This is a genomic window from Aestuariimicrobium soli, assembly GCF_051192575.1.
GTDB classification, from domain to species: Bacteria; Actinomycetota; Actinomycetes; order Propionibacteriales; family Propionibacteriaceae; genus Aestuariimicrobium; species Aestuariimicrobium soli.
Genome location: NZ_JBPJSQ010000011.1, coordinates 272,780 through 293,599, shown reverse-complemented (window position 1 = coordinate 293,599; position 20,820 = coordinate 272,780). Strand labels below are relative to the sequence as shown.

The following is a 20,820-nucleotide window of genomic DNA, read 5'->3' as shown; positions in this document are numbered from 1 at the left end:
CCCATGAGCCAAGCACACCCCTCGTCCGAGCCCGCCGCGACCCCGACCGCGTCGCAGGTACCGGACAAGCCGGTGCTGGAGGGGCTGGAGGCTGCCTGGGCCGAGAAGTGGCGCGAGCGACAGACCTACGCCTTCGTCCGCCCGGAGTCGCGCGAGCAGGTCTACTCCATCGACACCCCGCCCCCCACCGTCTCGGGGTCACTGCACGTGGGCCACGTGTTCAGCTACACCCACACTGACCTGATCGCCCGCTACCAGCGCATGCGCGGCAAGCAGGTGTTCTACCCGATGGGTTGGGACGACAACGGCCTGCCGACCGAGCGCCGCGTGCAGAACTACTTCGGCGTGCGCTGCGACCCCTCGCTGCCCTACGTCGAGGACTACACCCCGCCGGCCAAGCCCGACCCGAAGCGGCAGCAGCCGATCAGCCGACGCAACTTCGTCGAGCTGTGCGAGCAGCTGGTGGAGGCCGACGAGCAGGTCTTCGAGTCGCTGTGGCGCACGCTGGGCCTGTCGGTGGACTGGACGCAGAACTACACCACCATCGGCCCGAAGGCGCAGCGCGTCAGCCAGACCGCGTTCCTGCGCAACCTGGCCCGCGGTGAGGCCTACCTGCAGGAGGCGCCCACCCTGTGGGACGTGACGTTCCAGACCGCGGTCGCCCAGGCCGAGCTCGAGGCCCGGGAGTACCCGGGCGCCTACCACCGGGTGGCCTTTCACACCGACACCCGCGACGCGGCAGCTGCGGGGGGTGCGGGGGGTCGCCCCCCCGCGGAGACGGTCTGGATCGAGACCACCCGCCCCGAGCTGATTCCCGCCGTGGTGGCGCTGATCGCCCACCCCGACGACGAGCGCTACCAGCCGCTGTTCGGCACCACCGTGGCCTCGCCGATCTTCGGCGTCGAGGTGCCGGTGCTCCCCCACCCCGCGGCGGAGCCCGACAAGGGTGCGGGCATCGCGATGTGCTGCACCTTCGGCGACCTGACCGACGTGCAGTGGTGGCGTGAGCTGAACCTGCCGGTGCGCACGGTGATCGGCCGCGACGGCCGCCTGCTGCGCGACACCCCGGAGTGGATCGCCGCCGGTGCCGGGAGCGAGTTCTGGGCCGAGCTGGCGGGCAAGACCACCTTCTCGGCACGCGAGGCCGTGGTCGCCCGGCTGCGCGAGACCGGTGACCTCGACGGTGAGCCCAAGCCCACCCAGCGCATGACGAACTTCTACGAGAAGGGCGACAAGCCGCTCGAGATCGTCTCGACGCGCCAGTGGTACGTGCGCAACGGCGGACGAGACGCCGACCTGCGCACGCAGTTGCTCGACCGTGGCGCCGAACTGACGTGGGTGCCCGGCCACATGAAGCACCGCTACGACAACTGGGTCAATGGCCTGAACGGCGACTGGCTGATCAGCCGGCAGCGCTTCTTCGGGGTGCCGTTCCCGGTCTGGTACGCGCTCGACGCCGACGGGGAGCCCGACTACGCGAACCCGCTGCTGCCGACCGAGGACCAGTTGCCGGTCGACCCGGCCTCGCAGGCGCCCGCGGGCTACACCGAACAGCAGCGCGGGGTGCCCGGCGGCTTCATCGGCGACCCCGACGTGATGGACACCTGGGCGACGAGCTCGCTCAGCCCGCAGCTGGCCGGCGGCTGGCTGACCGACGAGGCCCTGTTCGAGACGGTCTTCCCCTACGACCTGTGCACCCACGCCCACGACATCATCCGCACCTGGCTGTTCAGCCGGGTCGTCCGCGCCCACTTCGAGGAGGACCGGGCGCCGTGGAAGGTGGCGATGATCTCGGGCTTCATCGTCGACCCCGACCGCAAGAAGATGTCGAAGTCGAAGGGCAACGTGGTGGTGCCCACCGAGATCCTCGACAAGTACGGCGCCGATGCGGTGCGCTGGCGGGCGGCGATCGCTCGTCCGGGTCTGGACTCGCCGTTCGACGAGACCCAGATGAAGGTCGGACGACGCCTCGCCATGAAGGTGCTCAACGCCTCGAAGTTCGTGCTCGGCATGGCCTCGTCGGACGCCTCGCTCGACCGGGTCACCAACCCGTTGGACGCCGCGATGCTGGCAGGGCTGGCGCAGGTGGTCGAGAAGGCCACCGCCGCGTTCGACGCCTACGACTACACCGGTGCCCTCGAGGCGACCGAGGAGTTCTTCTGGTCGTTCTGCGATGACTACCTCGAGGTGGTCAAGGAGCGCGCCTACGGCGCACAGGGCGACGAGGCGGCCGGCTCGGCGCACGCTGCGCTGCGGATCGCCCTGTCGGTGATGCTGCGACTCTTCGCCCCCTTCCTGCCCTTCGTCACCGAGGAGGTGTGGTCGTGGACGACCCCGGCGGACGACACCGCCTCGGTGCACACCCAGGCGTGGCCGACGAGCGGCGAGGTGAGCACCGGGGGTGACGCGACCCTGCTGGCCGACGTGGCCCAGGCGCTGATCGCCGTCCGCGGCGCCAAGTCGCAGGCCAAGGTCTCGATGAAGACCGAGGTGACCCGGGCCACTTTCACCGGTGCCTCCGCCGATCGCCTGCGGGTGATCGAGGACGACCTGCGGGCCGTCGGTCGGCTCGTCGGCGAGGTCTCGTGGGTGGTGGCCGACCAGCCACTGGCCGTCGAGGTCGAGCTGGCCTCCACGCCGAACCAGCAGGGCTGACCGTGTTCGACCTGGCCGCCGCCGGCGCGACCGACCTGGCCCGGGCCTATGCCCACCCGCCGGCCGGCGTCGGCGAGCGGGCGTGGCTGCGGGCCAACATGGTGGTCTCGCTCGACGGGTCGACCACCATCGACGGTCGGGTGGGGGCGCTGACGAGCCCCGAGGACCAGGTGCTGCTGCACCTGCTGCGCACGCTGGCCGACGTCACCCTGGTGGGGGCGGGCACGATCCGCAACGAGGGCTACGGGCCGCTGTCGGTGTCCGACGAGGTGGCGGCGGCGCGGACGGCTCGCGGGCAGACTCCCGAACCGGGGCTCGCGATCGTCACGAACTCCTGCGCCCTCGACGCGGCCGCTTCGCTGTTCACCGAGGCCAGGACTCGTCCGATCGTGCTGACCTGCCAGGCCGCTCCGACCGATCGCCGTGAGGCGTTGGCCCGGGTCGCCGACGTGGTGGTGGTCGGGGACGGTCAGGTCGACCTGCCGCGGGCCATCGAGGCCCTGCACGCGCGTGGGCTGACCCGCGTGCTCACCGAGGGTGGGCCCACCCTGCTCGGTGACCTGTTCGCGGACGACCTGGTCGACGAGGTGCTGTTCGTGCTCTCCCCGGTGGTGGTCGGCGGCGGTTCGCCGCTGTCGACGGGGCGGCACGTGCCGCTGTCGATGAGCCTGCATGCCGCCCATCGCGGCGACGACTTCCTGTTCCTGCAGTACCGTCGCACGCCCTCGTCCCCATAGCTCCTCAACGGCTGGGGACTCCGCAGACTCCCAGGAAACGGTGCGACCGTCAGGAACTTTCCTGACGGTCGCACCGTTTGGTGAGGGTTTGCGGACGATCGGGGCGGGCGCTGGTCACTCAGTCCGGTCCTCAGTGGCGGGCCTCGATGGCCCACCGCTGGCTCGTCCCGTCGGGGAGCAGGGCCGTCAGCCCCGACCACATGTTGACGGCACCGCAGGCGTGGTTGGGCACGATCCTCACCCGGTCGCCGACCGCGAGGTCACCCAGGTCGCCGGTGAGGAAGCCGTGCTCCTCATTGGCACTGGCGAAGTGCACCCCCGACAGCGGGTTGAGCTCCAGATCGCAGACGATGCCGCCGCCGACCTCGGGGGTGAACGTGTCGGCCGACATCGCCTTCAGGCCGGCGTCGATGATCACCCGGTCGGCGTGCACCGAGACCACCGTGGCGAGCACGGTCAGGGCACACTGCTCCAGCGTGCAGGTGCCGCCCCGCACCTGGTTGGCGTCGAAGTAGACGTAGGTTCCGGGCCGTCCCTCGCTGACCCCGGCGGCGAAGGGCGCGCTCTCCCACCCCGGGGTCGACCCCACCGACACGATGGAGATCTCGAGGCCGGCGGCGCGCAGCTCGTCGGCGACCCGGGCCATGTCGGCCCCCACGCGCGAACCGAGACTGCCGCGGGCCTCACGACCGCTGGTGGCACCCACGTGCCCCTCGTGGGTGAGCACGCCGACGACGCTGACGCGGGGCAGGGCCTCGATGGCGCGGGCCACCTCGATGACCTCGTCGAGCGTCACCCCGGTGCGGTGCTGCCCGGAGTCGACGTCGAGCACCAGCTCGAGGTCGACCCCCACTCGGTCGGCCTGCTCCGACAGCGGCCGGGCGACCGCCACCGAGTCGGCGATCAGCTTCACGCCCCACAGGTCGGCGGCGCGAACGGCGAACGTCACCTTGGCGGGCCCGACCGGTTGATGCGCCCAGACCAGGTTGCCGAACCCAGCCCGCGACAACCACTCGACCTCGGCCGGGGTCGAGCACGTGAACCCGACCGCACCGGCGGCACGCTGCCGGGAGGCCACCTCGAGACACTTGGAGGTCTTCACGTGCGGACGAAGGGCCACCCCCGCCTCGGCGAATCGTCCGTGCACGGTCGCGATGTTGGCCTCGAGCCGGGCCACGTCGACCAGCAGGGCCGGGGTCATCAGCTCGTGCTGCATCAACTCACGCTGTGAGGTCATTCCAGTCCCAACACCTCTCGGGGATCGCCGTTGAGCAGCCAGTCCACCAGATCGGTGCTCACCGCGGGCATTCCCTCGACTTTCGTGGACGCCACCTGCTTGAGACCGGCCACGGCCTCGGCGGGGGTCCACATCGGGTAGTCCGACCCGAACAGCAGCTTGTCGACGGCGCCCCACTCGGCGGCGCGGATCAACGCCCGATGCCCGTCGACGGGCCGCGCCCAGGCCGCCGAGATGTCGGAGAACACCCGCCGGTTCTTGCGCAGCACCACCATGGTCTCGCGCTGCCAGGGGTGCCCGAGATGCGCGATCACCTGCACCAGGCCGGGGTGGCGGCGGGCGACCTCGTCCACCAACAACGGATTCGACAGTGCGAGGCTACCGACCGGTGACGGCGTGGCGCCCATGTGCCACAGCAGCACCAGACCCGCCTCGGTGGCGATCCGGTAGAACTCGTCGAAGCATTCCTCGCGGATGTCGTACAGCCCGAGCACCGGATAGAGCTTGAGGCCGCGCAAGCCCAGGTCGATGGCGTGACGCAGTTTCTCGATGGCGCCCTCGCCGCTCGGGTCGAGCGCCGCGAACGGGTAGGTCTTGGTGCTGGTGGCGACGTCGAAGTCGCGGATGAACTCATTGGGCGTCGACATGCCGACGGCGTCGGCGGTCAGGCCGAAGACGGCCGCGTGGTCGACCCCGCCCTCGCGCATCGCCTGGTCGTAGGCCTCGGGGGTGACATCGACCCAGTCGTGTTGGTAGATGGGCTTCCAGTGGTCGTCCCACTCGTGACCCCAGTGCTCGAGACGAAGGGCGTGGGTGTGTACGTCGAACATGCCCCCAGCCTTGCGTCCCCGAGGCCCGGAGTCAACGACACGGAACAGCTTTTCATGTTCACTTCCCAACCGGCGCGAGCGTGGCTAGGGTGAATCCGAAACCGCACGCGGTCACACCTTCATCGACACCACCAAGGAGTCCTGCTCATGCCCTCGATCGACATCCCCGGACAGCCGCTGCCCAAGGTCCCCCTGAGCATGGGTTACCGCGCGGGGAACCTGCTGTTCGTCTCGGGACAGGTCGCCTCCGATGCCAACGGCGAGATCTTCATCGGCGACTTCACCCAGGAGGTCGAGCGCACCCTTGACAACGTCGAGGCCGTGCTCACCGCCGGCGGCGCCACCTGGAAGGACGTGGCCAGGGTGGGAGTGTTCCTGTCGAACTCGCTGCTGTTCGGGCCCTTCAACGAGGTCTACGCCAAGCGCCTGGGTGACCACCGCCCGGCCCGCAGCGCCATCATCGTGAACTTCGGGCACCCGAACGTGCGCGTCGAGGTCGAGGCCACCGCGGTGCTGTCGGACGATGACCACTCCCGGCAGGACGGCTGACATGGATCGCACGCGTTCCCTCGCCCTGGCCGAGCGCGCCCGCCGGGTGATTCCCGGGGGCGTGAACTCCTCGACGCGCAACCTGGGCGCCCCCCACGCGATCGTCGGCGCCGAGGGTGCTCATGTCACCGACGCCGACGGCAACCGCTACCTCGACTACCACGCCGCCTTCGGCGCCATGCTGCTGGGCCACTGCGAGCCCGAGATCGAGCAGGCCGTGACCGAGGCGTCGGCCCGGTTCGACCTGTCGGGCTTCGGCGTCAGTGAGCTCGAGGTCGAGCTCTCCGAGGCAGTGGTCGCCGAGATTCCGTCGGTCGAGCAGATGTTCACGCTCTCGTCCGGTTCGGAGGCGGTCGCCTACGGGCTCAGGATCGCGCGCACCGCCACCGACCGCGACCTGATCATCAAGGTGCAGGGCGGCTTCCACGGCTGGTCAGACTCGGTCGCCCGGAACGTGATCTCGGCGCCCGACAAGGCCTTCGGCTGGGATCCGCTGGGTACCGGCATGTCGCGCACGGTGCTCGAGCAGACCCTGATCGCCGAGTACAACGACATCGCCACCGTCGAGCAGTTGTTCGCCGACCATCCCGAGCAGATCGCTGCCGTGATCGTGGAGCCGATCCCCCACAACGTCGGCGCCCTGCTGCCCACCGACGACTTCCTGGCGAAGCTGCGGGAGGTCACCACCCGCGAGGGCGCCCTGTTGGTCTTCGACGAGGTGATCACCGGCTTCCGGCACGCCCTGGGCGGCTACCAGTCGATCTGCGGCGTCACTCCCGACCTGACGACCTTCGGCAAGGCCATGGGCAACGGACGAGCCATCGCCGGTCTCGGCGGACGACTCGACGTCATGCGGCACGCCGATCAGACCCAGGGCGGCACCGTGGTCGTGATGGGCACCTTCAACGGCAACCAGTCCGCCGCCGCCGCAGCGCTCGCCACCATCGGCCACCTGCGGTCGAACCCCGACTTCTACGAACGCACCCATCGGCTCGGGCAGCGCCTGCGCGCCGGCCTCAACGCGATCTTCGACGAGGCCCAGGTGGCAGGCGTCGCCGCCGGCTTCGGCGGCACCTTCTCGCCCTACTTCATTCCCGGTGAGCCGACCAGCTACCGGGCGCTGATGGCCAACGACACCGCGGCCAGCCTGGCCTTCAACCGGGGACTGATCGAGCGTGGCTTCCTGCTGATCCCGATGGCGTTGAAGCGCAGCCACATCTCGGGCCGGCACACCGACGCCGACATCGACGCCACCCTCGAGGCCGCCCGCGACGTGGTCGCCGAGATGGTGGCCGCCGGCACGGCGCCCCGCCGCTGACCACCCGTCGCTGAAACCACTCACACAGAACTTGGAGCATCGATGAAGCTCGTCACCTACCGCACCGCCGAGGGCCAGATCCGCCACGGTCGACTCGACGGAACCGACCTGCACGACCTGGGCGAGGGCGACCTGTCGTCCGTCGTCGCAGGCGGTGCCACCGACCCCACCGGCACCGTCGTGCCGGTCGACAGCGTGCGCGTGCTGGCCCCGCTGCCCCGGCCGGGCAAGGTGCTCTGCGTCGCTGCGAATTACCAGGAGCACATTCTCGAGGCCGGCGGTGACCCCGTCGACAAGTCCCGCATCTCTCCCAGGATCTTCCTCAAGCCCGACACCGCGGTCATCGGCCCGGACGATCCGTTCGACATTCCCGAGATCTCGGCCGCGGCCGACTGGGAGGCCGAGCTCGCCGTGGTCATCGGCACGCCCGCCCGTGGGATCTCCGAGGACGATGCCCTCGACCACGTGTTCGGCTACGCGGCCTCCAACGACATCTCGCTGCGCAAGCTGGCGATCGGCCATGCCCGCGACATCGAGGGCTGGGTGGGCTTCTTCGACTGGCTCGAGGGCAAGTGGGCCGACGGCTCGGCCCCGCTCGGCCCGTGGTTGGTCACCGCCGACGAGATTCCCGACCCGCAGGACCTGCCGATCTCGCTGACGCTGAACGGCCAGGTGCGCCAGCAGGCCACCACCGGCGGCATGATCTACACCGTCCGGGAGCTGGTCGCCTTCTGCTCGCGCCTGTGCACCCTCAACCCCGGGGACGTGATTCTCACCGGCACCCCGTCGGGCGTGGGCTCGGCGACCGGTGACTTCCTCTCCGACGGCGATGAGCTGGTGGTCGACCTGGGCCCCCTGGGCCGCCTGCGCACGCCGGTGCGGGGGAACTCGTCCCCCGCCGACCCCAGCTGATCACTCGGCCCAGCCGATCACTCTCCCGGGAACCAGCAGGCCACCGGGTGGTCGGCACCCTCGGGCTGCTCCAACCCCGGGCGCTCGAGGCACTTCTCGGTCGCCTTCCAGCAGCGGGTGCGGAACGTGCACCCGCTGGGCGGGTTCACCGGCGAGGGCACGTCGCCGGTGAGCACGATCCGCTCGCGGTCGTCGGGGCGGCCCGGGGCCGCCGAGATCAGCGCCTGGGTGTAGGGGTGCTGCGGGCTCTCCATCACCTGCTCGACGGTGCCCTGCTCCACGATCTTGCCCAAGTACATCACGGCCACGTCGTCGCACAGGTGACGTACCACCGACAGGTCATGGCTGATGAAGATCAGGCCCATGTCGAGTTCGTCCTGTAGGTCGGTGAACAGGTTGACCACCTGCGCCTGCACCGACACGTCGAGGGCCGACACCGGCTCGTCCAGAATCACCACGTCGGGCTTGGTGGCCAGGGCGCGGGCCGTGCCGATGCGCTGACGCTGACCGCCGGAGAACTGGTGCGGGAACGACTGCCGGTGCCGGGGTGACAGGCCGACCAGATCGAGCAGTTCGTCGACGCGCGCCCGCACCTGGGCGTTGTCGGCTCCCTGGGCGCGCATCGGCTCCGCGATGATCTGCTCGACCGTCAGCCGCGGATTGAGCGCCGAGTACGGGTCCTGGAAGACGATCTGGAAGTGGCGACGCAGCGACCGTAGCTCCTCGCCCTTCAGGTGCGTGATGTCGCGACCGCGCAGCAGGATCTGCCCCGAGGTCGCCTCGATCAGGCGCATGGCGGCGCGGGCCGTGGTGGTCTTGCCGCAGCCCGACTCGCCCACCAGCCCGAGCGTGCGGCCGCGCTCGACCTTGAACGAGACGCCGTCGACGGCGCGGACGAGGGCCCGGCGCAGCTTGATCCGGGTGGGAATGTGCACGGCCAGGTCGCGCACCTCCAGCAGAGGGGTGGCGGTGGACGGTTGGCTCATCGGGACTCCTCCACGAGTTCGAGGGACGCCAGTTCCTCGGCGCGGTGACACGCGGCCAGGTGGCCGGCCTGCACGGCTCGAGGTGCCGGCACGTCGGTGCGGCAGGCGGGCAGGCCGTCCGACTCGGTGCAGCGGGGCTCGAACGGGCAGCCGGTCGGCACGGTGAGCAGGTCGGGCGGTCGTCCGGCGATCGAGAACAGTCGCTCCTGACGCTCGCCCCACCCCGGACGAGCCCGCAGCAGCGCCCGGGTGTAGGGGTGGCGGGGGCCCTCGAAGATCTCGTCGACCGGGCACTTCTCGGCCATCGCGCCGGCGTACATCACCATCACGTCGTCGGCGACCTCACGCACCACCCCCAGGTCGTGACTGATCAGGATGATCGAGCAGCCGTGGGTGGTGCGCACCTCGCGCAGCACGTCGAGCACCTGCGCCTGCACCGTGGTGTCGAGGGCCGTGGTGGGCTCGTCGGCGATGATCAGGTCGGGCGAGTTGACCAGGGCCATCGCGATCACCGCCCGCTGCCGCATGCCGCCCGACCACTGGTGCGGGAACTGGTCTGCCCGGCGGGCCGCATCGGGCACCCCCACCGACTCCAGCGTTTCGATCACCCGGGAGCGCACCTGGCGCCGGGTGGCGGAGCGGTGGTGGTACTCGATCGTCTGCCCGATCTGCTTCGAGACCTTCTCGACCGGGTCGAGCGCGGTCATCGGGTCCTGGAAGACCATCGAGATGCGCTCACCCCGCAGCTCACGCATGCGCCGCTCGGGCAGCTTCAGCACGTCGATGCCGTCGAACAGCACGCTGCCCGAGGTCACGCGCGCATTGCCGGCCAGCAGTCTCATCAGGGTGAGCACCGACACGGTCTTGCCGGAGCCGGACTCCCCCACGATGCCGAGCGTCTTGCCCGCCTCGAGTGTGTAGGAGAGATCGCGCACCGCGTGCACCGGTCCGTCGACGGTGTCGAACTCGACCGACAGGTTGCTGACTTCCACCAGACTCATCGGGTCACCACCATCATCGGGTCTCCTTCGGGTCGAGGGCGTCGCGCAGTCCGTCGCCGATGAAGATGATCGACACGCACGTCAGGATGATCGCGACACCGGGCGAGAGCCACAGCCACGGCATGGACGACAGCACGGTGTACGACTGCGCCTGCTGCAGCAGGTTGCCCCACGAGGCCTGCGGAGGGACGACGCCCAGGCCGAGGTAGCTCAGGCCGGCCTCCGACAGGATTGCCCCCGAGACCAGCATGGCGCCAGCCACCGTGACCTGTGGGATCACCGACGGCAGCAGATGCCGCACCATGATCACCGAGGAACGGGTGCCGGCCGCCTCGGCGGCACGCACGTAGTCGAGTTCGCGCACGCTGAGCACGACGCTGCGAGCGATGCGCGCGGCACCGGGCCACGAGAACGCAGCCAGCAACACGATCAGCAGCGGCAGCGAGGGGCCGAGCACGCCGCCCATCACGATCACCACCAGCATGCTGGGGATGGCCATGAAGATGTCGGTGATGCGCATCAGCACCGCATCGACCCAGCCGCCCACCCGGCCGGCGACCACACCAATGGTGGTGCCGAGCACCAGGGCCGAGACGGCCGTCGAGAACCCGACCGCCAGCGACACCCGACCGCCGGCCAGCACCCGGGCGAGCATGTCTCGTCCGAGCAGGTCGGTACCGAGCAGGTGACCGCCACCGGGAGCGGCGCGGGAGTGCAGCAGGTCCTGCGAGTTCGGGTCGGGCAGGAAGAACGGGCCGACCAGGCAGACCACGACCACGATCGACAACACCACCACCGACACCTTGGCGCCCAGGTTGCCCCAGAAGCGGCGCATCGCCAGGCGGAGTGGGCTGCGGTCGGTGACCGCGACGGAGGTGTGCTCGGCCGCGGGCTCGGCGGTCGTACCGCCGGGGGGCATCTCGACGGTGGTCATCGCAGCACCACCCGGGGATCGAGCAGCGACAGGAAGATGTCGGCGAGCAGGTTGGAGACGACCACGACGATGGCGACCACCATGCCGAAGCCCAGGATCACCGGATAGTCACGGTTCTGGATGGCGCGGATCGTCAGCGTGCCCATGCCGGGCCAGGCGAACACGGCCTCGAGCACCACGGCACCCGACAGCAGCGCGGGCGCCGACATCATCATGATGGTCACCAGCGGACCGAGGGCGTTGCGGAAGGCCTTCCAGCGCGCCTGCGCCTGGGAGGCACCCTTCGCGATGGCGGTGCGCACGTAGTCGCGCTGCAGTTCCTCGAGCATGCCGGCGCGTACGTAGCGGGCCATCGACGCGCACCCGAGCATCGCCAGGGTGACCACCGGCAGCACCAGGTGCCGCAGCAGGTCGGGCACCGAGCCGTCGCCGGCATTGCTCATCTGCGAGCTGGGGAGCCACTGCAGTTTCGCCGAGAAGAAGTAGATCAGCAGCATGCCGATGAAGAAGGCGGGGGTCGACAGCACCAGCAGCGTGGCGGCGCCGAAGCCGTAGTCGACCAGGGTGCCCTTGCGGGCGGCCTGCCCCATGCCGAGCAGGATCGCCAGCAGATTGCCGAGCACGAAGCCCAGAAGCATGAGTTCCATGGTGGGTGGAATGCGCTCCAGCAGCAGTGTGCCCACCGGGCGGTCGAACTGGAAGGACTGACCCATGTCACCGGTGAGCATGCGCCCGATCCAGTTCAGGTACTGCACCACCAGCGGCTTGTCGAGGCCGTACTCCTTGGTCTTGGCCTCGATCAGGGCCTGGGAGTCGCCCAGTTGGTCGGGCGGGATGAGCATCGCCAGCGGCCCGCCGGGGGCGGCGTGGCTGAGTCCGAACAGTGCGATCGAGATGACGAAGAGCACGAGCAGCATGGTCAGCACGCGACTGAGCAGGTACCGCAGCATGGCGTCCTTCCGGGGTGAGTGAGCGGGTGGACGACGCTCGGCTGGGGCCACTCGGACGAGCGAGCGACCCCAGCCGACACGTCAGGGACGGTGATCAGCCATTCACGGTCCAGTTCTCCATCCACCGCAGGGCGTCGGGCAGACCCTCGCCCGGGGTGACGTTGCCGAGCTTGCTCGAGAAGGCGTAGACGCGCTTGGGCCGCGCGATCCACACGTACGAGACGTCGTTGTTCTCGAGCTTCGCCGCCTGGTTGAAGAACTCGGCGCGCTTGGCCTCGTCCGCGGTCTTGGAGGCCTCGGTCATGGCCTTGTCGAGCTCGGGGTTGCAGTACCCGGGCAGGTTCGCACCGGCCGGGAAGGCCGTGGCGCACGACAGGATCGGGCCGTCCTGGGAGGCGTCGATCAGGTAGTTGCCGCCGCCGAACAGCATCATGTCGTAGTCCTTCTTGGTCAGCACGTCGGTGCCCTGGGCCTGGTCGTAGGGAACGATCTTGGCCTTGACACCCACCTCCTTGAAGTTCTGCAGCACCACGGCGTTGACGGCCTCACGCTGGGCGTTGCCGCTGGCCTGGTAGATCTTCAGCTCGCGGTTGAAGTCCCAGCCACCCTCGGTGAGCAACTGCTTGGCCTTGGCCGGGTCGTGCTCGTAGGTGTTGAACCCGTCGGTGGTGATGTAGCTGGCGAGGAACGCCGAGTTCTGCGGCTCGGCCGCGCCACCGTAGATCGAGGCGATGATGCCCGCCCGGTCGATGGCGGTCAGCAGCCCCTGACGCACCTTGGGGTTCTTCAGGTAGTCCTTGGTCTGCGGCATCGAGTAGCGATCGAAACCGGTGGAGAGCACCTCGACGGTCTTGACGCCCTTCATGCCCTCGACGGTCTTGATGTCGGTGGGCAGCACCGAGGTCAGATCGATCTCACCCGAGGCCAGCTGCTGGGTGGCGACGTCCTGGGTGACCATCGACTGCACCAGCTTCTTGAACTTCACCGGCTTGCGGTAGTTGTCGTTGCGTTCGAACTCCACGCGCTGATCCTGCTGGTAGCCGGTCAGCACGACGGGGCCCAGACCGGGCACCTTGCCCGGGGTCGTCCAGATGGACGAGGTTGCCACCTTGGTCATGTCCTCGTTCTCGAGGGTGTGCTTCGGCAGCACGTAGAACTGTGCGCCGAAGAACTGGTAGGTGAAGTTGGAGTTGGGCTCCTTGAGGCTGATGGTGACGGTGCGGTCGTCGACCTTCTTCACCCCCGAGATGCTGTCGGCCTTGCCGGCCGCGTAGTCGTCGTAGCCGACGATCGGCGACATGATCGTGCCGACGGGCGCCTTGACATCGGGGTTGCCGTAGAGGTTGAGGCTGAAGACCACGTCGTCGGCGGTCATCTCCTGCCCGTCCGACCACTTCTGGGTGGCCAGCTTGATGGTCAGCGTCTTGGCGTCGTCGGCCATCTGCCAGCTCTCGGCCACGCGGGGCACCAGCTTGCCGTCGTTGTCGGGGGCGGCCAGAACGTCCTGGGTGATCTCGTAGACGCTGGCGTTGCCGTAGCTGGCCGGCGTCAACGGGCTCATGCTGTCGGGCTTCTGCGACATCCAGACGTTGATGGTGGCATTGCTGCCGTCCGCGCCGGTGCTCGTCGATCCGGACGAGCCGGTGGTCGGGCTGGGCGAGCCACTGGAGTCGGGCGGTGGGGTACAGGCCGCCACTCCCATGACCACCGCGATCGCGACGACCGCTGCCGCCCTGGTACGCAATGTTCGAAACACGGTCTCTCCTCACAGAGGGGCGCGACGCTGCGCCTGCTGGGTGTCCGAACCTGGCTGATCCGGATGGCCAGAATCTAGGCGAGCACGGGCAACATGGCAAGACGTTTCATGTTGTTTGTGCCAAAACTGTTGTCATCGCTCACCGGTCATCGATCCACGTGCACGCTGGCCACCAGGCCGGTCAGCACGGCGGCATTGTCGGCCAGTTCCTGGGCGGCCTGCTTGAGCAGGCGAACGAAGATCGGGCGCGACTGCTCGGTGAACTCCCCCGAGGCGCCCGAGACGCTCACGGCGGCCCAGACGCGCCCGTCCGTGGCCAGGGGCACGGCCAGGCAGCGTAGGCCCTCGGCGTATTCGTTGTCGTCGAAGGCGTGCCCGCGACCGCGGGTGCGCTCGAGGTCGTCCATCAGTTCGGCGCGGGTCAGGTCACGCACGCCCTGATGACCTGCCTGCCACGGCTCGGGTGGCAGGTGCAGCGCCACCTGCTCGGTGGGCAGGGTGGCGAGAATGGCCTTGCCGAGCCCGGTTCGGAAGACAGGAGCGCGGTCGCCGACGCGAGTGTCGTAGCGCAACGGACGATCCGGCGCCTCGACCGCGACGTGCACCACGTCGACCCCGTCGAGGGTGCCGAGGTTGGCCGTCTGGTTGGTGGCCGCCGCCAACCGCAGCAGCACCGGTCGGGCCAGGTCGGCCACGTTGACGGTCGAGGTGTAGCGGCCCACCAGCCCGGCGACCTTCGACCCCAGGCTGTAGGAGGGCCGATCGTCGACCTTCACGAGGTAGCCCGAGTCGGTCAGCGTCGCGAACAGTCGCACGATGGTCGACTTCGGCATGCCGGACAGTTCGTGCACCTCCCCCAACGTCGTGGGGGTCGTCGAGGCGGCCACGATCTCGAGCACCCGCAGTCCACGTGTGAGCGCGTGCGTGTGGTAGTTGGGTTTCAGGTCGGACGTCGTTGCCCCATCGGTCATGGGCGAACTCTAGAACACACCCACCGAAAAGCGTGGCTGGCGGGGCGTAGATGCTTGCGCCACCCCGCGTCACGTGGAACGCTGTTCCACATGACCACACCCCGTGTCGGCATCATCGGCACCGGCATGATCGCTGCCGCCCACGCCTCGGCCCTCGGTCGATCCCCCGCCCTCACCCTCGGTGGAGTGCACGACGTCAACCCCGCGGCCGGCGAGGCCTTCGCCCGCACCCATGGTGCAACGGTCGAACCCGACCTCGACCACCTGTTGGCCGGCAACGACGCCGTCATCATCTGCACCCCCAACCAGACCCACGTGCCGTTGGCCGACCAGGTGCTCGCCGCGGGCAAGCCGTTGCTGCTCGAGAAGCCCATGGCCCTGAGCGGGGACGACGCCGAGCGACTGCGCCGCGGCTTCGCCGAGGCCGGCCTGCCGCTGCTCGTTGGACACACCCACCGGCACTCCGACTACGGCCGCACCGTGCACCAGGTGATCTCGTCCGGCGCCCTCGGCCGGGTCAAGCAGGTGCGGATCGCCATCACCGGCGGCTGGATCTGGGGCGGCTGGCAGGCCTGGGTGCTCGACGAGCAGAAGTCGGGCGGGCACGCGTTCCACAACGGCGTGCACCTCTACGACCTCGCCCACTGGTGGCTCGACTCCCCCGTGGTCGAGGCCATCGGCGTCGGCCAGCGGCTCACCTCGGCCGCGCTCGAGTTCGACGACTACCTGGTCGCCACGCTCACCACCGAGTCGGGGGCGACGGCCGTGTGCGAGATCAGCCGCGGCGAGAAGCCCGTCAGCACCTCGCTGTTCGAGATCGTCGTGCACGGCGACCAGGGGACGCTTCGTCGGCAGTGGAACTCCGAGGGCTGGGTCTCGTTCACCGAGGCCGCGGCCGGCCCTCGTCCGATCCCCACCAGCGACCCGTTCGCCCGACAACTCGACGTCTTCGCCCGGGCGATCGCCAGCGAGCCGTACAGTCCCGACCCGGCGGACGCCGTTCACGCCACCCGGATTGCCGAGGCGGTCGCCCGCAGCGCCGCCGCCGGCCTGGTCGAGCCCGTGGAGGTGGCCCGATGACCAACCTTGTCACTCCCCCCGTCGCGGCCCTCGCGGTGGCCGTGGCCCAGGGCCAGTACGGCCTTCCCCATGCCCTGCACGGGCACCTCTTCACGCCCACCGCGTCGGCCCGTCAGCTGGCCACCCGCGCCTTCACCTGCGTCGAGACGGTGCTCGGCCCGTGCACCGGCCCGGTCGCGTGCACCGGCGACGACGACACCTGGACCGTGACCGCCCTGTGGCGCCCCGGCGTGTTGGTGACGCTGCTGATCGGCCGGTCGCTCGAGGGCGCGGACGAGCAGCATGACTACCGCCTGCTCGCCAGTGGGGGTCAGGCCCTGGTCGACGCCCTCGGGCCCCGGTTCACCCTGATCGGCGCCACCACCTCGACCCTGTCGTTCGTTCCGGCCGCCCCCGATGCGCCCGCCGACACCGATCCGAAATCGGCCGACGAGCACCCCCTCGTCGCGACCTGCCTGAGGAGCCTCGCATGAAGATCATGACGGTCTACGCCCACCCGGCCGACACCATCACCAACTGTGGCGGCACCCTGGCGCTGCACCACGACAACGGCGACGAGATCGTCGCGGTGATCCTGACCCACGGCGGTCGCATCCACCCCAACGTCTACGCCGAGGAATGGCGCAAGGCGAACCCCGACGACGCGCGCACCCACGCCACGCTCAGCGAGATCGCCGCCAACAAGGAACGCGAACTGCGGGCCGCGGCCGCCATCATCGGCATCGACCAGGTGATCACGCTCAACCACGACGACACCATGGCCACCGTGCACGAGGACGTCGTCGAAGAGGTGGCGCGACTGATCGCCGAGCACCGCCCCGACGTGCTGATCGCCGACTACCCCATGAATCCGGTGGTGACGGCCGCCTCGCACACGATCGCGACGATGACGGCGATCGCGGCCATCGAACGGGCCGGCTCGTTCCTGAAGAACCTCGACGGCACCGAAGAGGTCAACGTCAAGCAGGTCTTCTTGGGCGGCATGCCGACCTTCGCCCCCGATGCGCTCAGCCTGCACGGCACCCGCAACGACCTGCACATCGACATCACCGACGTGGTCGACCGCAAGCTCGCCGCCATGGACCAGTTCGTGTCGCAGGGCTACGACGGGCTGTTCGCCCGCAAGTTGCTCGAGTCACACAACGGCGAGTTCGGACGATGCGCCGGCGTCAACTTCGCCGAGGCCTTCGTGCGCTACCGCAACGAGACCCATCGGCTGCTGCCGGTGACCGAGCATGCCCAGCGGGTCGACCCGCTGACCCGACACATCTCCTACTCCGAGATCAACGTGCGCGAGCGGTTCCCGGTGCAGGTGCCCAGCGCTGACAGCAAACCCAGCGCCGACCCTCAGCGATAGATCTCCTCGACCACGCCCGACATCGCGTCGATCAGCTTCTGCCGCTTCAACTTCATGGTCGGCGTGACGAAGCCGGCCTCCTCGCTGACATCGGCCGAGACCACCCGCCAGTGACGCACGCGCTCGGCATTGCTCACCTGGGCGTTGGCCTGGTCGATCAGGTGCTCGACGGCCTTGGTCAGGTCGGGATCGGTCACGACCTCGCCCGGCACCGGGGCCGGGGTCGCGTAGCGCGTGGCCAGATCGGGACGGTTGTTGAGCGCCGCCCAGTCCTTCACCCCGACCGGGTCGAGCACGACCAGGGCGGCGAGGTGCGGACGCTTGTCACCGATCACCACGGCATTGGCGACCAGCGCATCGCGCTCGAGAGCGCCCTGCCACTTCTGGGGCGAGATGTTCTTGCCCGAGTCGGTGATGATCATGTCTTTGGCGCGGCCGGTGATGAACAGCCGGCCCCGCTCGTCGAGACGCCCGAGGTCGCCGGTGTCGAAGTATCCGTCGGCGTCGAACTCGTCCCCGTTGCCGTGGTGGTAGCCGCCGAAGACACCCAGACCCTTGACCAGGATCTCCCCCTCGGGGCCGATCTTCACCTGGGAGCCGGGCACAGGCGTGCCCACCCCGCCGATGACGGCCGCCCCGGGGCGGTTCACCGTGATCGGGGCGGTGGTCTCGGTCAGGCCGTAGCCCTCGAGCACCTCGACGCCGATCCCGCGGAAGAAGTAGGCCAGCCGGTGGTCGAGCGGCGCGGCGCCCGAGACCAGCGTGCCGAGGTTGCCACCGAGTGTCGCCCGGATCTTGGAGTAGAACAGCTTGTCGAACAGGGCGTGCCGGGCCCGCAGCCCGAGCGGGGTGCGACCCGTGCGCCCCTCCTGAACGGCCTCGACGTGCTGGCCCCACGCCACTGCCGTGGACTCGGCCGCGTCGAAGACCCGGCCGAGCTTCTTCTCGGTGGCGCTCTTGCGCACCCCGGCCAGCACCTTGGCCATCACGCGGGGCACGACGACCATCATCGTCGGCTGGGCCGCGGCCAGGATCGGGATGACCCGCGAGGCGTCGCGGACGTGGGTGATCTTGGTGCCGGCGATGTAGGCGGCCAACTGCACGAACCGGGCCAGGATGTGGGCCAGCGGCAGCAGGAGCACCGTCGAGGCGCCCGGGAACAACACGTCCTGCAGGATCTCGGTGACGTTCACGGCCAAGTGCGCGAGGTTGCGGTGGGTGATCGCCGCACCGCGGGGCTCCGAGACCGTGCCCGAGGTGTAGACGAGGCTCGCGACGGTCTCCGGGGTGGCCAACGCCGCCCGGGCGCGCAGGTCCTCGTCCGACACGCCGGCGCCGGCGGCGCGCAACTCGTCGAGGTCGGACGCCCCGTGCATGCGCCACAGCCCGGTCAGGGTGATCCCGGCCTCACCGGCCGCGTCGCGCACCACCTTGACGTGGCGACCGCTCTCGGCGAACGCCGCGACAGCACCCGAATCGGAGAGCACGAAGGCGGTCTGACCGACCGTGTTGGTCTCGTACACGGGCACGACCACACCGCCGGCGAACAGCACGGCGAAGTCGCACACGGTCCACTCGTAGCGGGTGGCCGACATCACGGCCACGTGGTCGCCGGGCTGCAGGCCGTGGGCGATCAAACCCTTGGCGAGCGACTCGATGTCGGCGAGGAACTCACGCGCGGTGACATCGACCGTCTGGTCGGAGCGGTGCACCGCGAAGGCCACGCTGTCGGGGTGGTCCAGGGCACGCTGCCGCACGATCTGGGGCACATTGGCGATGGAATCAGTGGGAACGGTCTGGTCGACGTCGCTGCGGTCGGTGCTCACGGTGGTGTCCTCGTGGGAGTCTCGGGCGGCAGTGCGCGGGATGTTCGTGACAGCCTATCGGGGCCGCCCGCCAGCCGGTAGTGTCGTCCGAGTGCGTGCTGTCGGGGAGTTGGTGCTGGGCGGGTTCCGCCGCTGGGCCCGCTACCGCGTGGCCACCCTCACCGCACTGGTCGCCAACACCGTCTTCGGACTGATCCGCGCCTCGCTGGTGACCGGCACCGTGCGCGCGGCCGGCGGCGAGGTCAACGGGTACACGGCCGCAGCCGCGACCACCTACGTCTGGGTCACCCAGGCCATGCTGGGCCCCATCGAGCTGTGGGGACAGTTCCCCCGCGAGGTCGGTCAACGCATCAAGTCGGGCGACCTGGCCGTCGACCTGCTGCGCCCGGCCCATCCGTTGCTGCAGTGGTGGGCGACCGATCTCGGACGAGCCGCCTCGCAGCTGCTGCCCCGGTTCGTGCCGATGCTCGTGATCGGCGCGCTCACCACCGGTCTGGTGCTCCCCCGCAATCCCCTGGTGTGGCTGGCCTTCCTGGTGTCGATGGTGCTCGCGAACACCCTGTGCCTGCTGTGCTGGCTGACGATCAACCTGCTCGGCCTGTGGCTGGTCGACATTCGCGGCTTCCTCGTCTTCTTCATGGTCGTGTTCAACACCCTGTCGGGATTCCTCGTGCCGGTGCAGTGGTTCCCCAGCTGGCTGCGCACGTTCGTCGACCACACCTTCCTGCCGAGCATGTGGCAGACCCCCGCCGACCTGGCCACCGGGCTGGCCGCCGGCAACGAGCTGCAGGTGCTCGCCGTGCAGGCCGGCTGGGTCGTGGCCCTGACGGTGCTGGTCGCGCTGGTGCTGCGGGCCGGCACCCGCCACCTGGAGGTGCAGGGTGGCTGAACAGCTGAACCGCGCGGGGACGACCCAGCGCGTGACCTGGCTCGCGATGGTGCGCGTGCTGATCGGTTCGCGGCTGCGCTCGCAACTGGTCTACCGCAGTTCGCTGGCGTTCGACATCTTCAGCCAGGCCTTCCTGGTCGCCAGCGAGTTCATCGAGATCTGGGTGTTGCTCTCGCACGCCACCGTGCTCGGGGGCATGACCCTGCAGCAGGCGGCACTCGTCTACGTCTGCAGCCAGTTCGGGTTCGGCATCGCCGACCTGCTCTGCGGCGAACTGGAGAACACCGGCGAGTTCGTCAAGCAGGGCCGACTGGAGACGCTGCTGGTTCGTCCGACCTCACTGTTGCTGCAGTTGGTCACCGCCGACTTCCAACTCAGGAGGTTGGGGCGGGTGCTGGTCGGCCTGGTGTCGTACCCCGTGATGCTCGCCGTCACGGTCGACCACTGGACACCGGCGCGGGTGGGTCTGGCCGTGGTGGCCCCGCTGGGTGGCACCGCGATCTTCACGGGCCTGCAGGTGTGGGCGGGGGCGTTCACGATGGTGGTCATCGACGGCAAGCAGGCCTCGAACGCGGTCATGTACGGCGGCAAGTTCGCCGCGGGCCTGCCCGGCGGAGCATTGTTCACCCCGATTCGCATCTTCTTCACGTTCGTGGCACCCACGCTGCTGACCGCCTGGCTGCCGATGGCGGTGTTGGCCGGCGCCCACCTGCCGGCCGGTTGGCCCGCCTGGCTGGGGTGGCTGTCGCCGCTGGCCGGGGTGCTGGTCTGGCTGACGGGGTTGGTGGCGTGGCGGCAGGCGATCAGGCATTACACGGGAGCGGGAGGCTGA

At 69.5% G+C, this 20,820-nt stretch carries 19 protein-coding genes; 10 read left to right on the top strand and 9 right to left on the bottom strand.

What is annotated here, in order from left to right; genetic code table 11:
• Positions 1–3 precede the first annotated feature (3 nt).
• Both valS and ACSDQ9_RS13505 read left to right on the top strand, forming a co-directional pair.
• Complete coding sequence (gene valS / locus ACSDQ9_RS13510; protein WP_435147841.1) at positions 4–2,655, top strand: valine--tRNA ligase; 2,652 nt, start codon at positions 4–6, stop codon at positions 2,653–2,655.
• Positions 2,656–2,657: 2 nt separating this feature from the next.
• On the top strand, positions 2,658–3,392 hold the full coding sequence (locus ACSDQ9_RS13505; protein WP_435147839.1) for a pyrimidine reductase family protein: 735 nt from the start codon (positions 2,658–2,660) through the stop codon (positions 3,390–3,392).
• 130 nt (positions 3,393–3,522) lie between these two features.
• On the opposite strand, the gene ACSDQ9_RS13500 is transcribed toward ACSDQ9_RS13505, so the two are convergent.
• Positions 3,523–4,629, bottom strand: a complete 1,107-nt coding sequence (locus tag ACSDQ9_RS13500; protein ID WP_435147837.1) for an alanine racemase — start codon at positions 4,627–4,629, stop codon at positions 3,523–3,525.
• Positions 4,626–5,459: an amidohydrolase family protein gene (locus tag ACSDQ9_RS13495; RefSeq protein WP_435147835.1), complete on the bottom strand. Its 834-nt coding sequence runs from the start codon at positions 5,457–5,459 to the stop codon at positions 4,626–4,628. Before ACSDQ9_RS13495 ends, ACSDQ9_RS13500 begins: the two co-directional genes overlap by 4 nt.
• Before the next feature lie 147 nt (positions 5,460–5,606).
• On the opposite strand from ACSDQ9_RS13495, the gene ACSDQ9_RS13490 reads away from it, so the two are divergent.
• Genes ACSDQ9_RS13490 through ACSDQ9_RS13480 form a run of 3 tightly spaced genes read left to right on the top strand, consistent with a single transcriptional unit; the run spans position 5,607 to position 8,238 of the window.
• Positions 5,607–6,008: a RidA family protein gene (locus ACSDQ9_RS13490; protein WP_435147833.1), complete on the top strand. Its 402-nt coding sequence runs from the start codon at positions 5,607–5,609 to the stop codon at positions 6,006–6,008.
• Position 6,009: 1 nt separating this feature from the next.
• Complete coding sequence (locus ACSDQ9_RS13485) at positions 6,010–7,326, top strand: aspartate aminotransferase family protein (protein WP_435147831.1); 1,317 nt, start codon at positions 6,010–6,012, stop codon at positions 7,324–7,326.
• 42 nt (positions 7,327–7,368) lie between these two features.
• Positions 7,369–8,238, top strand: coding sequence for a fumarylacetoacetate hydrolase family protein (locus ACSDQ9_RS13480; RefSeq protein WP_435147829.1), 870 nt, complete (start codon positions 7,369–7,371; stop codon positions 8,236–8,238).
• Between the two features lie 17 nt (positions 8,239–8,255).
• Here the strand turns inward: ACSDQ9_RS13480 and ACSDQ9_RS13475 are convergent, their stop codons facing one another.
• The 6 genes from ACSDQ9_RS13475 to ACSDQ9_RS13450 form a co-directional block, all read right to left on the bottom strand.
• Positions 8,256–9,224 carry an ABC transporter ATP-binding protein gene (locus tag ACSDQ9_RS13475; protein WP_435147827.1) on the bottom strand — a complete coding sequence of 323 codons (969 nt, stop codon included), beginning with the start codon at positions 9,222–9,224 and terminating at the stop codon, positions 8,256–8,258.
• A complete protein-coding gene (locus ACSDQ9_RS13470; RefSeq protein WP_435147825.1) occupies positions 9,221–10,225 on the bottom strand; it encodes an ABC transporter ATP-binding protein in 1,005 nt (334 codons plus the stop codon). The genes ACSDQ9_RS13475 and ACSDQ9_RS13470 overlap by 4 nt, the downstream gene beginning before the upstream one ends.
• Before the next feature lie 13 nt (positions 10,226–10,238).
• The gene (locus tag ACSDQ9_RS13465) at positions 10,239–11,159 is read right to left on the bottom strand and encodes an ABC transporter permease (protein ID WP_435147824.1); all 921 of its coding nucleotides are present in this window, start codon (positions 11,157–11,159) and stop codon (positions 10,239–10,241) included.
• Positions 11,156–12,109, bottom strand: a complete 954-nt coding sequence (locus tag ACSDQ9_RS13460) for an ABC transporter permease (protein ID WP_435147822.1) — start codon at positions 12,107–12,109, stop codon at positions 11,156–11,158. Before ACSDQ9_RS13460 ends, ACSDQ9_RS13465 begins: the two co-directional genes overlap by 4 nt.
• A 94-nt stretch (positions 12,110–12,203) precedes the next feature.
• Complete coding sequence (locus ACSDQ9_RS13455) at positions 12,204–13,865, bottom strand: ABC transporter substrate-binding protein (protein WP_435147820.1); 1,662 nt, start codon at positions 13,863–13,865, stop codon at positions 12,204–12,206.
• A gap of 146 nt (positions 13,866–14,011) precedes the next feature.
• Positions 14,012–14,836 (bottom strand): IclR family transcriptional regulator, encoded by an 825-nt coding sequence (locus tag ACSDQ9_RS13450; RefSeq protein ID WP_435147818.1) that lies wholly within the window; start codon positions 14,834–14,836, stop codon positions 14,012–14,014.
• Between the two features lie 90 nt (positions 14,837–14,926).
• On the opposite strand from ACSDQ9_RS13450, the gene ACSDQ9_RS13445 reads away from it, so the two are divergent.
• The 3 genes from ACSDQ9_RS13445 to ACSDQ9_RS13435 are packed head-to-tail and all read left to right on the top strand — an operon-like array spanning position 14,927 to position 17,273.
• On the top strand, positions 14,927–15,916 hold the full coding sequence (locus ACSDQ9_RS13445) for a Gfo/Idh/MocA family protein (protein ID WP_435147816.1): 990 nt from the start codon (positions 14,927–14,929) through the stop codon (positions 15,914–15,916).
• Entirely contained in the window at positions 15,913–16,389 is a 477-nt protein-coding gene (locus ACSDQ9_RS13440; RefSeq protein ID WP_435147814.1) for a hypothetical protein, read from the top strand. Before ACSDQ9_RS13445 ends, ACSDQ9_RS13440 begins: the two co-directional genes overlap by 4 nt.
• Complete coding sequence (locus tag ACSDQ9_RS13435) at positions 16,386–17,273, top strand: PIG-L deacetylase family protein (RefSeq protein WP_435147812.1); 888 nt, start codon at positions 16,386–16,388, stop codon at positions 17,271–17,273. The genes ACSDQ9_RS13440 and ACSDQ9_RS13435 overlap by 4 nt, the downstream gene beginning before the upstream one ends.
• Here the strand turns inward: ACSDQ9_RS13435 and ACSDQ9_RS13430 are convergent.
• Positions 17,264–19,099 (bottom strand): AMP-dependent synthetase/ligase, encoded by a 1,836-nt coding sequence (locus ACSDQ9_RS13430; RefSeq protein ID WP_435147811.1) that lies wholly within the window; start codon positions 19,097–19,099, stop codon positions 17,264–17,266. The genes ACSDQ9_RS13435 and ACSDQ9_RS13430 overlap by 10 nt on opposite strands.
• 91 nt (positions 19,100–19,190) lie before the next feature.
• Here ACSDQ9_RS13430 and ACSDQ9_RS13425 point away from each other — a divergent pair, with 91 nt between their 5' ends.
• Together ACSDQ9_RS13425 and ACSDQ9_RS13420 are read left to right on the top strand one after the other, a co-directional pair.
• The gene (locus ACSDQ9_RS13425; RefSeq protein ID WP_435147809.1) at positions 19,191–19,988 is read left to right on the top strand and encodes an ABC transporter permease; all 798 of its coding nucleotides are present in this window, start codon (positions 19,191–19,193) and stop codon (positions 19,986–19,988) included.
• The gene (locus ACSDQ9_RS13420; protein ID WP_435147807.1) at positions 19,981–20,820 is read left to right on the top strand and encodes an ABC transporter permease; all 840 of its coding nucleotides are present in this window, start codon (positions 19,981–19,983) and stop codon (positions 20,818–20,820) included. The genes ACSDQ9_RS13425 and ACSDQ9_RS13420 overlap by 8 nt, the downstream gene beginning before the upstream one ends.

Bases quoted from the DNA above. Each gene is read 5' to 3' on its own strand.
- valS (WP_435147841.1), top strand. From the start codon at position 4: ATGAGCCAAGCACACCCCTCGTCCGAGCCCGCCGCGACCCCGACCGCG.
- ACSDQ9_RS13500 (WP_435147837.1), bottom strand. From the start codon at position 4,629: ATGACCTCACAGCGTGAGTTGATGCAGCACGAGCTGATGACCCCGGCC.
- ACSDQ9_RS13495 (WP_435147835.1), bottom strand. From the start codon at position 5,459: ATGTTCGACGTACACACCCACGCCCTTCGTCTCGAGCACTGGGGTCAC.
- ACSDQ9_RS13490 (WP_435147833.1), top strand. From the start codon at position 5,607: ATGCCCTCGATCGACATCCCCGGACAGCCGCTGCCCAAGGTCCCCCTG.
- ACSDQ9_RS13485 (WP_435147831.1), top strand. From the start codon at position 6,010: ATGGATCGCACGCGTTCCCTCGCCCTGGCCGAGCGCGCCCGCCGGGTG.
- ACSDQ9_RS13480 (WP_435147829.1), top strand. From the start codon at position 7,369: ATGAAGCTCGTCACCTACCGCACCGCCGAGGGCCAGATCCGCCACGGT.
- ACSDQ9_RS13475 (WP_435147827.1), bottom strand. From the start codon at position 9,224: ATGAGCCAACCGTCCACCGCCACCCCTCTGCTGGAGGTGCGCGACCTG.
- ACSDQ9_RS13470 (WP_435147825.1), bottom strand. From the start codon at position 10,225: ATGAGTCTGGTGGAAGTCAGCAACCTGTCGGTCGAGTTCGACACCGTC.
- ACSDQ9_RS13465 (WP_435147824.1), bottom strand. From the start codon at position 11,159: ATGACCACCGTCGAGATGCCCCCCGGCGGTACGACCGCCGAGCCCGCG.
- ACSDQ9_RS13460 (WP_435147822.1), bottom strand. From the start codon at position 12,109: ATGCTGCGGTACCTGCTCAGTCGCGTGCTGACCATGCTGCTCGTGCTC.
- ACSDQ9_RS13450 (WP_435147818.1), bottom strand. From the start codon at position 14,836: ATGACCGATGGGGCAACGACGTCCGACCTGAAACCCAACTACCACACG.
- ACSDQ9_RS13445 (WP_435147816.1), top strand. From the start codon at position 14,927: ATGACCACACCCCGTGTCGGCATCATCGGCACCGGCATGATCGCTGCC.
- ACSDQ9_RS13440 (WP_435147814.1), top strand. From the start codon at position 15,913: ATGACCAACCTTGTCACTCCCCCCGTCGCGGCCCTCGCGGTGGCCGTG.
- ACSDQ9_RS13435 (WP_435147812.1), top strand. From the start codon at position 16,386: ATGAAGATCATGACGGTCTACGCCCACCCGGCCGACACCATCACCAAC.